Consider the following 15,301-nt stretch of genomic DNA (forward strand, 5'->3'; position numbering starts at 1 on the left):
CAACCGAACAGCCCTCGCAAGCGCAGACCATTGTTGTATTCTTATCAGTCAGTCTCAAAAATGCTACCGGTAAAATATTGCAGGCAGTGCCAAAACCTGCAGAGGTGAGCCGGAAAGACTATTCGATTGACGTCTGTCAGAGCAGCAGTGAAGGCTTGATGATCAATATCAGCCCCAGCAGCAGAATGACCACGCCGCTGAACAGCTTGAGATAGCGTCCCTGGGTTTCCTGGAGCTTATGCTTGCCCAGCGTCACGACCACAATCGCCACCATGATCGAGTCATCCAGCATATAGGCGACAATATACAGGCTCAGGTAAGCATAGGTTTCCCAGGCGGGATAGTTCTGCATCATCAGTATCTCGGTATAGAGCGCCGGGAGACCTGCCGTGCAGAGCAGTTCGATGATATTCACCAGCACCGCCAGGATCGATGCGCCAATGATGGCGCCAGTCAGGTTCTCCGCATTCACGACCCGCCTCATCCGTGCATACAGGCCCGGCTTGGCCCATTCGGGAATCGACAGTGAGACTCCTTTCTTGAACGCGAAGAAATCCTTGATGTGGATCAGACCGACCAGGGTCGCAAAGACGCCCAGCAGCAGTTGCACCCACCGCAGATAACCGATCAGCAGGAAGACATTCAGCCAGGCCGCCATAAACGCGAAATAGGCCAGGCCGCTGATCACGACGAACGTCCCCGCAACCGCCAGGATCTTTTTTCGGCTCTTGAGATTCACCAGCAGCGACAGCAGAAACAGCAGCACCCACATGGCGCAGGGATTAAAACCGTCGACCAGGCCGATTAAAAAAGTAAAAGCCGGCATTCCTAACCGGCTTTGACTCAACTCCCCCAACAGGGGAACTTCGATCGTATCCTTTGACTGAGCTGGTGCAGGCAACGGAGGAGCTCCATCGACCACGGGTGGGGGCGGCTGCTCCCCGGGAACAGGCGGGGCACTCGCACTCCCTCCCGGAATGGGGGGCAGCGGATCATTGCCGGGAACGGGGGGCAGGGGGTCGTCCTCCTCGGCTTCTGCTTTGTCCGGATCGGCCCGGAAGGCGATCATCTGCCAGTCGACGGTCTTCGCATCAGGAACTGCGGCAGTCGTCACCCGGAATTTCTCAGGAAGAATCGCGGGGGCAGATGAACTTTCCTTGTCTTTCGCTTTTTCTTTTTCCTCCTGGGGACAGTCAGTCGTCCAGTATTTCAGCGTCGATTCCAGCTTTTCGCCCGTCGATGCTTCACCCGTCCAGCCAATCATCAACTGATTGCAGATATGGATCACGGGTACGCTCACCGCCTGTTTGCCGTAGCGTTGAGAGAGTTCCTGAACTTTCTCCCGTGCCTCGTCGCTGTAGACCAGATCCTGTTCTTTGAATTTGAATCCCGGATACCGCTGCTTGAGACCCTTCAGATAGACTTTCGCAGCCGCACACTTGGAACATCCCGAACGGACATAAGCGGTCACAGTGATTAAGGACTCCAGCCTGCGTTCCGTCGAATCATCCGGCTTGAGATTTCTCAAGATCGAGTTGCAGCCATAGGCCGCCGGCAGCGTTGCTTCTTTTAGCTGGAAATACTTCAGGATCTGCTGATAGCGTTCTTCGTATTTTTTCGACTCATCCAGATTATGGACATACAGCTTGATTTTGCCGTTCTGCTCCGCAAATTTTCTGACCCGTTTCTCGACTTCGGGACAGTTCTCACAATCGTTGCGGATAAACAGCTCAAGAACAGCACAGCGGCCTTCATTGGCTTGACGAAGATTGCTCTCTGCGAAAGCATTTGAAGAAAGAGAGGCGACAAACAGGAGACAGGGAACCATCAGCGCCAGTAGCTGGTTCGACCTGACATTGGTGATTGAAAACTCATTTCTCATGGTAGGCGGATTTCCATAATGTATGACGGCCCGTCTCACGTATTATATCAGCTAACATCAGGAATCAAATAAGCAGTATGGTCTCTGCCCGGATTTTTCCTGTGTTAATTTCTTTTGAGTCTTCAAAGAAATGCCTCCTCTGGCCGAACGTTCTGTGCGTGTGTGCCAGGCAGCAGGACAGGCACACCTTTATCCAAAACGAGTAGGGGCGTAAGGGACTGGATCGATCGCGGGGGATTCTGCACTGACCATCTGAGCAATCAGTTTTCCGGTCGCAGCTCCCATACTCATCCCCAGCATGTTGTGCCCCGCCGCCAGCCAGGCATTCTGCAAACGGGGAACCGGTCCAATCATCGGCAGGCTGTCCCAGGTCATCGGCCGCCAGCCGTACCAGCGTTCGTATTCTGTCTCGGTATATGGACTCACCAGGTAAGGGCGCGCCGACTCACGCAGCTGCTCGATCCGGTAGTCGGGAATCGAGGAATCATAGCCTGTAAATTCCATCATGGAACCCAGCCGGAAACGATTCTCGAACGGGCAGACTCCGACCTTATGTTCGGGGAACAGCATCGGATGCCGGGGACTCGGATCGGGCGCCGCCATCGTCACTGAATATCCTTTGCCGGGCAAAATCGGAATTTCACAGCCCAGTTGCTTCGCCAGCAGGGGACTCCAGGCCCCGGTCGCAAAGACGATCGCGTCCGCCTGCATCTCTCCCTGGGAAGTCTGCAACTGCGTGATCTTTCCCCCCGTCTGTGTCACTCCCGTCAGCTCACACTCTTCCCGGAATATGATGCCGCGTTCCTTCAGTCGTTCTGACCAGGCGGCTGCCAGCAGATCCGGTTTGAGTGAGGCGTCACACGTGTAATGGAAGGCCCCCGCCAGCCCCGGCTTCAGGGCCGGGTCAAAGGTCGGCAATTCTTCACCCGGAATTTCCCGGGCCGAGACACCGAAATGTTCCGTCATCAACTGGTCGGTCTCACGGTAACCCGCCAGTCCCTTCTGCGACTGGAAGACATACAGCAGTCCATGGTCCTGCCACTCACAGGCGAAGTTCTCTTCACTGAGCAGCTGTCGATACTCGTGCATCGACAGATCGAGTATTGCTTTCAAAGCGGGACCGGCTGCCAGCATCTGCTGGTGCGTGCAGCGCCGACCGAACTGCAGCATCCACTTCCAGAAGGCAAAATTCCATTGGGGTTTGACGCGAAAGGGAGCCCGCGGATTGAACAGTGATTTCAACGCGATCTTGACCGCAGCAGGTTCGGTCAGGGGCAGTACATGGCTCGGCGCAATAAAACCGCAATTCGCATGTGAGCAGGCTCCCGCCACCGAGTTCCGCTCAATGACCGTTACCTGATATCCGGCTTTTGTCAGATAATGCGCACAGGCGATGCCAATAATGCCACCGCCGACAACAATCACCTCTCCGGACCGTGATTCCTCTGTCATATGAATTCTCCCATCGGGATCCCTCGTCCAAACGGATCCCCGGTCTGCTGAATCAGTTGGCTTTCACTTACAATATAAGCATTGCCTGTAATCCGGGGAAGGATACGCCCGTCCGTCCCCCCTTGATACGATCCCTCAAACCGGCTGCCGATGATACTTTCCTGCACCCAGCGCTCACCTGGTGCCAGCTTCCCATCCGCGGCCAGACAGGCCAGCTTCGCACTCAGACCAGTGCCGCACGGCGAACGATCATAGGCGCCGCCCGGACAAAGCACAAAATTCCGACTGTTCGCAGTAGCCGATTGGGCAGGGGCAAAAAACTCGACATGATCGATTTCCGCGCCGTCAGTGCCAAAAATTCCCTGTTCAGATAGCGCCGTCCGCACTCGCAGCGCGGCAGTCGTGATTTCTGGAATCCGATCCGGCGACAGGGGCAGGGGCGCTTCGGTCAGAAAGAACCAGTTGCCTCCCCAGGCCACGTCTCCGGTGACGGTTCCCAGTTCGGGCACGTCAACTGTGATCCCGGCGTGCAGGCGATAACTGGGGACATTTTGGATCGACGCACTGTGGGCATCGTGTAATTCGACACTGATGATGCCCACCGGCGTTTCGATTTTGTGAGATCCCGGTCCGATGCGTTTCAGGTAGGCCAGTGTCACCGCCACGCCGATCGTCCCGTGCCCGCACATTCCCAGGTAGCCACGGTTATTAAAAAAGATCACTCCCGTGGCACACTCTGGATCGGTCGGTTCACACAAGAGGGCTCCGACCATGGCTTCGTTTCCCCGCGGCTCATCGATCAACATTTTCCGAAAGTCATCCGCTGTCCCCCGGAACCGTTTCCGTCGCTCGCTCAAAGAGCACGTACCGAGGTCGGGCCCGCCCGTCAGTACCACCCGCGTCGGTTCGCCTGCGGTATGCGAATCAATGACCTGGACTCGAACATCAGTCGTGCTCATGCGTTTGCTCCCGGCCATTGATTCCACCAGTTTTTGAATAACTGCCATTGGTCATGCAGAAAGCAGCGCTGGCTCTCCGACAACTGATCAGAAGGGTTGAAGTGCAACTCGTATTCGGGATTCCCTTCCAGCACCATCAACGACTTATAATACAGTACCAGGTCGGGGCCCTCATCAAACCGCGACAGCACCCCCAGTGCCTCATCCAGTTCTTGCGCCAGTTTGCGGGCTCCGACATCTCCCTGCGCTGCCTGCTCACAAAGTGCGATCAGTCGCAGCACCGGCTTCGGCAAGGCATTGCCAACGCCCGTAATCGCCCCTACCGCACCACAACGAACGAAACCATGGAACACCTGCGTATCGACGCCCACCATCAGGGACAGACCAGGATCCCCACTGGTGATATTCTCAGCGGCGTAGGTCAACGCTTCCGCACCGCCAAATTCTTTGAACCCCACCAGATTCGGATGCGCACTCCGCAACTCAAAAAACAGATCTGCCCTGGTTTCAAAACCATAATAAGGGCTGTTGTAAATCACCGCCGGCAATTCAGGAGCCGCCTGCAGGATCTCGGAAAAATGAGCACGTTGTGCCGCAGGCGAGGTACCGCGCGACAGGACCCGCGGAATCAGCATCAGCCCGGCAGCACCGACTTCCTGGGCATGTGCCGCATGGGACGCTGCGCTCTGAGTATTCTGGGCTCCCGTTCCTACGACCACCGGGACGCCCGCTTCCGCCAGACGCCTGACTCCTTCCTGGCGCTGAGCATCGGTTAACAGAGGCCAGTCTCCCATGGAACCGCAGTACACAACAGCCCGCATGCCCAGGTCGATCAGTTCCCCGGCCTTACTGACCAGCGCATCGTAGTTCGGGCTTCCATCGGACCGGCAGGGGGTCATCAGGGCCGGCATGCAGCCACGGAAAATGGGGGTATCATCAGTCACGCGGCGTCTCCTTTAGCTGGGATTCGTAATCATCTCTATCAGACACAATACCGGCTCAGCAGGCAACCCATATAGTCGCTCCATGGACGACGGACTTGAAAATGCGCATAATCAGGTATTTCCAGGAATTGACGAAAAGGAATTGAAGATGATCCGCGCTTTCCTGAACCAGCTGGATCAGCCCTTTACAGGCGAGGCATTATTCGACCACTTGCCTGATATTGTCTATTTCATCAAAGACGCGCAGGGGGCCTACCTCGTCGTCAACAGCACGCTGCAGCAGCGATGTGGGTTACAACACAAGTCACAGCTGCTGGGTCGCACGCCCTGTGAAGTCTTTCGCGCCCCGTTGGGAAATCGGTTCCAGGAACAGGATCAACGCGTCTTAGCGACCGGAAAACCTCTGCTGTCACAGCTCGAGTTGCACGTCTACCCTTCACGGGCCGTCGGCTGGTGCCTGACGACGAAGCTGCCGCTGACCAATCAGGACGGAGAGATTGTGGGGCTGGTCGGTGTCTCGCAGGACCTGCAGTTGCCGGACTACGAGACCGATGAATATCAACATGTCGCCACAGCCATCCAATACGCGGAGGAACATCTCTCAGAGCCGCCTTCAATCCCGGAACTGGCGGCCCAGGCACGGATGTCACGCTACCAGTTCGATCGACGTATTCGTCGCGTGTTTGGTCTCAATGCCAGCCAGTGGCTCTTAAAACTGCGCATCGACCAGGCCCAGCAGCAACTGCATGAAACAGACGATCCGATCTCCGCCATCGCGGTAGATGTGGGTTACGCAGACCAGAGTGCCTTCACCCGCCAGTTTCGCCGTACAACAGGGATGACGCCGCAAGATTATCGCAGGACGGGGAAACAGAAAAGCTGAAATCGACCCATCGTCGATTCTAAAAATCTCGCCAGATTGGGAGTGCATTTTTCTGGATGACACATTAGTATGTGTTTATGTGATGGTTGTTCGTATCCTCAAATCTCCCACCCTGAGCCCCAACCCTCCCCGGACTGAAGGTCTGAATATGTTCCGTTTGAATCTGGGTCTGAATCGGCGTGAATTACTGCAGGTGGGAAGTCTGTCTGCGCTGGGAGTGAATCTGCTGGATACCTTTCGGCAGCCGGCTCAAGCGGCTCAGCCCAAAAAGGAAGTGAATTGTATTCTGCTCTGGTTGCTCGGCGGTCCCAGTCATATCGACATGTATGACATGAAACCAGAGGCCCCCTCTGAAATTCGCGGAGAACTGACCCCCATCTCGACGCGTGTTCCCGGCATGGAGCTTTGTGAACTCATGCCAAATCTGGCGGCGTGTGCAGATAAATTCTCGCTGATTCGCTCGATGCATTCCTACTCGCCCACGCACGGGCAGGGTGACTTTCATCTGATGAGCGGCAACAAGCTGACCCCTGCCATCAATCCTCCCGGATTCGGGGCAATGCTTACCTGGCAGCAGGAACGCCGTCCCCGACAGACGCCCCCCTTCGTGCAGGTGGGAAAGCTGGACAGCCCGCAATATGGCGATCCCGGCTTTGGTGGTTACCTGGGGCGGACCTATGACCCCTTTGTCGTTGAACGCGATCCGAACAGCAGCAGCTTTGCCGTCAATGAATTCAGTCCCCCCGATTCGGTCAGCGTCGAACGTTTGAGTGATCGGCAGCAGTTGTTAACCGCCCTCGATCAATATCAGGCGCGAAAAGAAAAACAACTCGAATTCGCGAAGACTCATGAACAGTTCCGTGCCCGTGCGCTTTCGATGGTGACTTCACAACGGGCCAAAAATGCCTTTGACATTGCGCAGGAATCGGATCAGGTACGCGAGCAATACGGCCGCAACCGGGTCGGACAGGGGCTCCTGCTGGCCCGTCGTCTGGTGGAAGCTGGGGTACGGTTTGTGACCGTGAAAGGCTATGTCCGCTATGGCTGGGATCACCACCCGGAAGTCTTCCCCCGCCTCCGTACCGAAGTGCCTCCCTACGAACAGGGCTACGCGGCGCTGCTGAATGATCTGGATCAGCGGGGGATGCTGGAGAATACGCTTGTCATTACCGCCGGTGAATTTGGCCGGACACCGCGACTGAACAATGACCCGCGGGCTCCCGGACGCGATCACTGGAACCGCTGCTTCAGCCTTACCCTGGGTGGCGGTGGGATTAAAACGGGCATCGTGCTCGGTGCCAGTGATAAACATGCCGCGGAAATCACAGACCGACCAGTCTCAGTGCCCGACTATGCTGCCACCGTCTATCACGCGCTGGGCCTGAATCCACAGGCAGAGCTCCGCACGCTCGATGACCGTCCCATGCTGGCCCTCCCCGAAGGGAAAGTGATCACGGAACTGATCTAGTCCGCTTTTTGATCCTGGGCCGCCAGCAGTCGGCGGTAGTTCTCACCCAGAATCAGTCGTTTCTCCGGCTCGGTAATCTGGGCACAGGTGACTTTGCACAGCTCGGTTCCCAGCGAACGCGAAGGCAGGTGACTCCCGAAGACCACGCGTTCTGCCCCCAGTTCCCGCACTGCCATTTCGATAAACCCGGCGGTCGGATCGAAGCCCGAAGTCTCCACGAGAATATTCCCGCAGTCCCGCACCGCGCGGATGCCCTGTTCCCATTCACCGCCCGCGTGGGCACACAGGAATTGCTGGTCAGGAAATCGTTTCGCCAGAATGGCCAGTTCAGCGGGCGTCGATTCTCCCGGTCCACTTTTACCGCCGGTTTTGAACCAGGTGTGTTGCATAATCACCCCGTTCAGCTCCCCAATCCGTTCGACGAGCGGGTTGAAGTTCGGGTGCGTGCAGGTCATTGCGCCCGGTCCACTGCTCGCAAAATAGACGCCCCGCATCGGGCCGTCTTTGATCCAGCGATCCAGGGCTGCCAGTGAGGCCGGCACATCGTTGGCATTCAGCTGCATCATCCCGATCAACAGCTTCGGCCATTTCTGGAGCGGTTTCAGCACCACCTCAGGCTGGGAACGCAGCAGTTGTTCCAGTTGGGGATCACTGGTGGTTCCCAGGCCGACATGGGCGAAGTAACACAGCTTTTCAAACTGACCGGTCCGGGCGGCGGGGAGAGTACGTTCGATATCCGCGATCAGTCTACTGCTCCCGTCCCGACCGGGGCTGGAATGAGAGGGCGTGAAGTACGAGTCCCAGATTCGATAGCGCTTCAACTGATCCTGTCCGGGCAACCCGACATGAATCTTCTCGGCGTTAATCGTCGTGGGTACAGACCTGGGTTTCCGCACACGGACGGCAGACGAATGCGATTCCTGACAGGAGGCCATCAAACGAGATGCATTACCCGACAGCAGCGCGGCCAGCGACGGAGCGTCGAGCTTGCGGGACTCATACACGCGCACCAGCGGTGCTTCAGGAATCAGAAACGGCGCATGACTGCCGAACAGCACCCGTCCATGGGGACAGGCCTCTATCAGGTTCGGCACGCCGTCGGTCCCATCCACGCGGGCCGTATCTAAGTAGACTCCCGGTAATTCATCCAGTTGTTTCAACAAGGGAGTCCGCGGACGCGCGTTGAGCAGTTGCACTTTGGCGTCGGGAACCTGTTTTATCAAGGCAGGCAGCGGACTCAAATCCAGATCAGGCACGCGCACCAGATGACTCTGTGTCCGCGTATCTTCCAGCGAGACAGCAATCTGCACCAGGCACTTCTGAGTAGCAGCGAGTTTCATTAGTTCCAGAAAACGGGGATCGTCCAGGGCGTAGCCATGGTATCCGGGATAAACTCGGACTCCCGGCATTTTGTGGACGGCAATGCAATACCGGAAATCGTCTTCCCAGTCTGACAGTGACACATTGATCGTGCCGAAGGGAATCAATTCGGGATACTTCTGGCACTCCGCTGCCAGCCGCTGGTTAACGGAAGAGAGATCCCGGTGCAACAGACCTTCATAGCTCCCGGCCCACGCCTTAACGACTCCCAGCGAGCGGAGCTTCTGCACCAGCAAAGATGTTTCATCCAGCGGCAGACGACGGAAGGGCCAGCGAAACAGACTGACGTTGGTATCGATGATCGTGGGTAACGCATCCTCGGTACCTGTTGCCTGGCTCGTCTGGTTTCCCAGCATCGCTGCGATACCGGCCGTCGCGGCGCAGTGCAGCAGTTCGCGTCGGGTCAGGTCGCGTGCAGACGGACTCAACTGATGATCTCCTTGACCACGCGCGGCGGTTTGACTCCGGTCAGCCGTTCTTCCAGACCACTGCGGGTAAAGTGCAGTTTCTGATGATGCAGGCCCAGCAGATGCAGAATGGTCGCATGGAAATCATGCACGCTCACCGGGTTCTCGACGACGCTGTGTCCGAATTCATCCGTCACGCCGTAAGACGTGCCCCCTTTGACCCCACCACCGGCCATCCAGGATGTGAAGGCCTGCATGTTGTGATCGCGGCCCGAAAAACCGTTGGCCGATTTCTGCGTTGTGGGCGTCCGTCCGAATTCGCCTCCCCAGATCACCAGCGTGTTATCGAGCAGCCCTCGCTGTTTCAGATCGCGGAGCAGCCCTGCCACGGGCTTGTCCGTGCGTTCGCACATCAGTCGGTGATTGGCATTCAGGTCAGCATGGCTATCCCACGGTTGTTCTTCGAGGAAGATCTGCACAAACCGCACGCCCCGTTCCACGAGTCGGCGGGCCAGCAGGCAGCGACGCCCGTAGGAGTCGGTCGCTTTTTCACCAATCCCGTACTGTTCCAGCGTCGGTTTGGTTTCTTTGGAGAGATCCAGCGCTTCGGTGGCCGACATCTGCATCCGGGCCGCCAGACTGTACGATTCAATGCGGGCATCCAGCAGCGGATTATAAGGACGCTCCTTACGGTGAATCTCATCCAGCTGATTCAACAGTTTTTGTGCGGACTCCGTGACTGCGGAGGGCTGCTCATACTGTGGTTTCAAGTTCAGGATGGGGGATCCGGTCGGACGCAGCCTCGTTCCCTGGTAAGTCGGAGGCAGGAAGCCGGCGGTCCAGTTGCGGGTTCCGTTTTTAGGGGCACCCAGTGGATCGGTCAGCACGACATACGCGGGCAGGTTCTGATTTTCGGTTCCCAGGCCATACACCGTCCAGGCACCAAAGGTGGGATAGCCCATAAACAGTCGACCGCTGTGAATCTTATACAGGGCATTGTCATGGTTGGGGTGGTCGGTCCACATCGAGTTGATCAGGCAGAGCTCGTCGGTCATCTTCGCGGTTTCAGGCAGCACGTCGGCCATCCACATGCCCGATTCCCCATGCCGGGCGAATTTGTACTGGCCCCCCAGCATCACGCCGATGCTGCTCGTATTCGAGTTGCCCAGGTCTTCGATATTCCCCGGATACGGTTTGCCGTCCATCTTGTCGAGTACCGGTTTGGGATCGAACAGATCCATCTGGCTCGGCCCCCCGTTCATGAACAGGTGAATGACCGAAGTTGCCTTGGGCTCATGGTGAGGCTGTTTCGGCTTCAGGTCGTACTGCTGCGGCGCCTGTTCTGCTTCTTCAGCCAGCGCCTGAGTACCGCCAAAAAAGTCCTGGCACAGCAGCTGAGTCAGTGCCGCCCCCATAATGCCGTCACTGGTACGGGCAAAGAAGTCTCGACGCGTCTGCAGTTTGTCGGATGGATGCTTCATCGTACTTAATCAATATAAAGAAATGCAGCGGAATTCAGGATCGTGTGACAATACGTCTCCAGTGCCGCCTGGGAATTATCATTCCAGCTGGTCTCCAGTTCTTTAAGTGTCTGGACGCCCAGCTCTTGTTCGGTCTGACTTGGCGGACGGCAGAGGGCCATCTCGTAAACCAGTTTCACGCGGGCCTCGCGTGTCTCATCGTTCTGTTTGGCAAGTATTTTCTGCACGCGGTCCGCAAACGCTACTGCCAGATCGCGGACCCGCTCGTTGTTCATCAGCATCAGCGATTGCGGGGAGACCGTAGAAACACTCCGCGTCACGCAGTTTGGTCCCATTTCAGGATAATCGAACGTGTCCAGCATCGTGGGGATCTGCGTTCGTCGATACTGCAGATAGATACTCCGTCGCCAGCCTCCCTCTGCGGTGGCATTCGCACTCACCAGGCCATTCTGGTCAACACTTACCGAGTCGGGGGGACCGCCGGCTCCTTCATCCAGTTTTCCGGAAATGAACAGCAGTGAGTCGCGCAGGGCCTCCGCATTCATCCGCCGCAGAGGAAAATGCGACAGCAGCCGGTTTTGTGGATCGTGTTGCTGTATCTCCGGCGTAATATGACTCGACTGCCGATAGGTTTTGGAATTCATAATCTGACGATGCAGATCTTTGATGCTCCAGCCCTGTTCGACAAACCGGACCGCCAGCCAGTCCAGTAACTCCGGATGTGAAGGGCGTTCCCCTTTGATGCCGAAGTTTTCCAGTGATTTGACCAGGCCGGTCCCGAAATGGTGATACCAGATCCGGTTCACCATCACGCGCGCGGTCAGCGGATGGTCGTCCCGGGTTAACCATTTTGCCAAAGCCAGTCGGCGGCCAGTCTTGGGGGTCCCTTCGGGGAAGGGGGGCTTCACCTCAAATGGCGTTCCATCCGGATCGAGCACCGCCGGCACGCCGGGACCGACGAGTTCGCCCGGTTGATCATGTTCTCCCCGTCTCAAAATGTAAGTGGGAGAGGGGCGACCCCGATCCCACAGGGCACGAATCGTCAGTGGCGGCTCCATCTGCGCCTGCACACGCGATGTCTCCTGTTCAATATCCTTGAGCCGCTGTTTCGCGGCCTGGACATCATCATTCCATGCCGCTTCCGGCATCAGCTCGGCCGTTCTCAGTTTTTCCACCAGGATCCGCTGTTCCTGAGTCCGGGTATTATCTGCAACCTTCAGAGCGCGTAGTGTTTTCTGGCGGTCCTCTTCGCTCTGCTGCGGGTAATGCTGTCTTAAGAGTTCCAGTTGCAGGTCGGCGACTGCCTGTTTGTGGCGGGATGCGAGTTGTTTCAGCTGTTTGCTGAGAACCGGATTGGTCTGCTTCACCCGTTGCTTCTGTTCCGCGGTGCCCACTTCCAGAGAGCGATTCTTGAATGTCAGCCAGTCATGTTCATCCAGGGCTCCCTGAAAGACCGCCTTGAAACGGTAATAATCGCGGTGGGGAATCGGGTCGTACTTGTGTGAATGGCAGCGGGCGCATTCCAGCGTCAGCCCCATCACTCCGGAGCCCATCACGTTGATGGCATCATCGATGACTCCCAGTCGCTCAGGGACAAAGTTCATCGTTCGGGAACCGGTCTGGTCGATGCCCATCCGCAGGAATCCGGTTGCAACCAGGTTGTCGACCATTTCCCGCGTCACTTTGGGCGTCTGCTGATAATCGATCAGCTCATCGCCAGCAATCTGCTCCAGCAGAAAGCGATTGTAAGGTTTGTCTTTGTTAAACGCATCAATGACGTAGTCGCGATATTTCCAGGCAACGGCCCGCAGTGGGTCGGAAGAAACGCCCCCTTCCGAATCTGCATAACCGGCGACATCCAGCCAGTAACGCCCCCAACGCTCGCCATAATGGGGAGAGGCCAGCAGCTGATCGATCATGGTCGGGTACCAGTGGGGATCGTCGCTCGACCGCCAGTATTTCCATTCTTCCACCGGGGGCGGCATGCCGATCAGATCGACGTACGCTCTGCGAATCAGCGTGTCCCGATCGGCTTCCGGCGAGAAGCTCAGTTCGTTTTTCTGGAGTTCTTTCAGGATCAGTTCATCGATCGACTTCACACCTTGAGGGGCCTGGGGGGGCTGAAAAGCCCAGTGCTCACGGTCTTCTTCCGTTACCAGCGGATCCGGTTTGTCAGAGGCGACATCCGGGGCGATGTCCGCGACTGGTGCTCCCGCTGTGATCCATTGTTTCAGTACGTCGACTTCCGATTGGGGAGGCCGCCGGACAAAAAATTTCAGCAACTGATCCCGTGGCGGACAGGCCTGACTCTCAATCCGCTGAATCATCAGGCTTTCTGCCGGCTTGCCTGCCACAAAGGCGGGACCATGTTCGCCCCCTTTTTGCATGCTGGCCGGCGTGCGCAGGTCGAGGCCGCCCCGCTTGAGCTGAGCACCGTGACAGGTGGTACATCGCAGCAGAACAATCGGCAACACATCGTGCTGGTTGATCTGTTCCTCTTCCAGCTGAACCGGCTTTTCAGCACGGGCGCCGGTCTCGAGCCATTTGCGAATCAGCGCGAGTTCATCTTTGGTTAACTGCGGGGAATCCTCAGGAGGCATGCCTCCACCGTCGATCATGATCCACAGCATGCTCTCATCAACGGTTTCAGCCAGCGACGATTCGCCCGATTCCCCTCCCTTGTGCAGCCCTTCGATGCGCGAGAGATCCAGGCCCCCCTTGCGGACCTTTTCCCAGTGACATTTGCCACACCTGGCGGAAAAGATCGGCTGAATGTCTGATTCAAAAACCGGAGCTTTCTCCTCAGCGGAGCTCGTTTTGACCAGAGACGAGCCGAACAGGAGCAGCATCAGAATTAAGGCACATCGCTTTAAAATCATATTAATGGCGACAGGTGGGGGTGAGGTTTCTGGTAAGCGCGGCTATTTAATTAACAATATTTAGATTCTAGGTCATTCAAGCACTTCAATCAAGACAAAAATACATCAGGACAGCAGTTCCTGAATAACGTGCCCATGCACGTCGGTCAGGCGGCGTTCGATCCCGTTGTGATAATACGTCAGTTTCGTGTGATCGATGCCCAGCAGATGCAGGGCCGTAGCGTGCAGGTCATAGCTGTAAGCCGGCGATTCGACCGCTTTGAAGCCCAGTTCATCGGTGGCCCCGTAGCCGACGCCCCCCTTGATGCCGCCCCCGGCCAGCCAGCTGGTAAACGCACCCGCGTTATGGTCGCGACCCTTACTCTGTTTTCCCTGTCCGGCTGGCTGTCGACCGAATTCCGTGGTACAGATCACCAGCGTGTCATCCAGCATGCCCCGTTGTTTGAGATCCTGCAACAGGGCCGCAGCTCCGGTATCAAGCACGGCTCCCCAGTATCCGTGATCGCGGACCAGGTCTTCGTGACTGTCCCAATTGGGGCGAATCTTTTTGGCGGTCGTATTTTCCGCACCACAATAAATCTGCACGAAACGCACGCCCCGTTCGGCCAGCCGACGTGCAAGCAGACACTGACGCCCGAAGGGACCAATTTCCGGATGATCCACGTCATACAGAGCCCGCGTCGCTTTCGTCTCGGAGCCCAGGTCCGTTACTTCCGGGGCACTCAACTGCAACCGGGCCGCCATTTCATACGCTTTGATCCGCGCATCCAGTTCGCTGTTTCCAGAACGGGACTGTTGATGCAGACGGTTCAGTTTCTGCAGAAAGTCCAGCCCCGCCTTTTCGCTCTGTTGAGTCTTCTCTGCAAAGTCGTCTGGCGGAAACAGATCCGCGATCGGCTGGCGCGGATTCGATGTATCCAGTGTGGTCGCCTGATGGACCGCAGGCAGAAAGCCCGCGCCCCAGTTAATGATCCCGCCCGGAGGCAGTCCCCGCGGATCGGGCAAGACAACAAACGCAGGCAGGTCTTCCGCTTCGCTTCCCAGTCCGTACGTCACCCAGGCGCCCATGCTGGGAAAACCGGGCAGCGTGAACCCGGTATTCATCATGAAACAGGCGGGACCATGCAGGGCGGTCTTGCTGTGCATGGAATAGATAAACGACATGTCGTCGATGCAGTTGGCCAGCTTCGGAAACAGATCGCTCATCCACAGGCCCGACTCTCCGTGCTGCTGAAACTTCCAGTATCCGGGCTGACAGTTGCCCGGCTTGGAAGCGAAAAACTGCAGCTTGCCGTCGGGATCAAAGGGCTGGCCCGCCCGCTTTTCGAGCGTCGGCTTATAGTCGAATGTGTCGACATGACTCATCCCGCCCGGGCAGAAGATCTGAATCACTCGTTTAGCCCGTGCGGGATAATGCGGTTCCGCACGTGTTTCGCCCGCCAGCATCGCGAGCAATGCCATTCCGCCAAATCCGCTGCCGGTCGTCTTCAGAAAATCGCGACGGGAAAACAGGGGGCCTGGATTCTGTGATCTGGCCTGCTGCAACAGATTCTGCATGGGTTGAGG

General features: G+C 57.1%; 9 protein-coding genes and 1 pseudogene. 2 read left to right on the plus strand and 8 right to left on the minus strand.

Going from position 1 to position 15,301, the window contains the following annotated elements:
* Window positions 1-136: 136 nt before the first annotated feature.
* The 4 genes and pseudogenes from Enr10x_RS08495 to Enr10x_RS08510 all read right to left on the minus strand — a co-directional run bounded on the left by Enr10x_RS08495 (window position 137) and on the right by Enr10x_RS08510 (window position 5,204).
* Entirely contained in the window at window positions 137-1,882 is a 1,746-nt protein-coding gene (locus Enr10x_RS08495) for a glutaredoxin domain-containing protein (RefSeq protein WP_145109269.1), read from the minus strand.
* Between the two features lie 189 nt (window positions 1,883-2,071).
* Window positions 2,072-3,271, minus strand: a pseudogene (locus tag Enr10x_RS08500) (NAD(P)/FAD-dependent oxidoreductase); the annotation flags it as partial.
* Between the two features lie 59 nt (window positions 3,272-3,330).
* Complete coding sequence (locus tag Enr10x_RS08505; protein WP_145448770.1) at window positions 3,331-4,293, minus strand: 4-hydroxyproline epimerase; 963 nt, start codon at window positions 4,291-4,293, stop codon at window positions 3,331-3,333.
* Window positions 4,290-5,204 (minus strand): dihydrodipicolinate synthase family protein, encoded by a 915-nt coding sequence (locus tag Enr10x_RS08510; RefSeq protein ID WP_390621351.1) that lies wholly within the window; start codon window positions 5,202-5,204, stop codon window positions 4,290-4,292. The genes Enr10x_RS08505 and Enr10x_RS08510 overlap by 4 nt, the downstream gene beginning before the upstream one ends.
* Window positions 5,205-5,385: 181 nt before the next feature.
* Here Enr10x_RS08510 and Enr10x_RS08515 point away from each other — a divergent pair, with 181 nt between their 5' ends.
* A complete protein-coding gene (locus Enr10x_RS08515; RefSeq protein WP_145448772.1) occupies window positions 5,386-6,120 on the plus strand; it encodes an AraC family transcriptional regulator in 735 nt (244 codons plus the stop codon).
* A 148-nt stretch (window positions 6,121-6,268) separates the two neighbouring features.
* Window positions 6,269-7,588, plus strand: coding sequence for a DUF1501 domain-containing protein (locus tag Enr10x_RS08520; protein WP_197997535.1), 1,320 nt, complete (start codon window positions 6,269-6,271; stop codon window positions 7,586-7,588).
* On the opposite strand, the gene Enr10x_RS08525 is transcribed toward Enr10x_RS08520, so the two are convergent.
* The 4 genes from Enr10x_RS08525 to Enr10x_RS08540 all read right to left on the minus strand — a co-directional run bounded on the left by Enr10x_RS08525 (window position 7,585) and on the right by Enr10x_RS08540 (window position 15,292).
* A complete protein-coding gene (locus Enr10x_RS08525; RefSeq protein WP_145448774.1) occupies window positions 7,585-9,396 on the minus strand; it encodes an amidohydrolase family protein in 1,812 nt (603 codons plus the stop codon). The two genes, Enr10x_RS08520 and Enr10x_RS08525, sit on opposite strands and share 4 nt — an antisense overlap.
* Window positions 9,393-10,856 (minus strand): DUF1501 domain-containing protein, encoded by a 1,464-nt coding sequence (locus Enr10x_RS08530; protein WP_145448775.1) that lies wholly within the window; start codon window positions 10,854-10,856, stop codon window positions 9,393-9,395. Before Enr10x_RS08530 ends, Enr10x_RS08525 begins: the two co-directional genes overlap by 4 nt.
* A gap of 5 nt (window positions 10,857-10,861) precedes the next feature.
* A complete protein-coding gene (locus Enr10x_RS08535) occupies window positions 10,862-13,705 on the minus strand; it encodes a PSD1 and planctomycete cytochrome C domain-containing protein (protein ID WP_232093266.1) in 2,844 nt (947 codons plus the stop codon).
* A 135-nt stretch (window positions 13,706-13,840) separates the two neighbouring features.
* Window positions 13,841-15,292 carry a DUF1501 domain-containing protein gene (locus tag Enr10x_RS08540; RefSeq protein WP_145452628.1) on the minus strand — a complete coding sequence of 484 codons (1,452 nt, stop codon included), beginning with the start codon at window positions 15,290-15,292 and terminating at the stop codon, window positions 13,841-13,843.
* Between the last annotated feature and the right edge of the window lie 9 nt (window positions 15,293-15,301).

Origin of the sequence: Gimesia panareensis, from assembly GCF_007748155.1 — a bacterium.
Classification (GTDB): domain Bacteria; phylum Planctomycetota; class Planctomycetia; order Planctomycetales; family Planctomycetaceae; genus Gimesia; species Gimesia panareensis.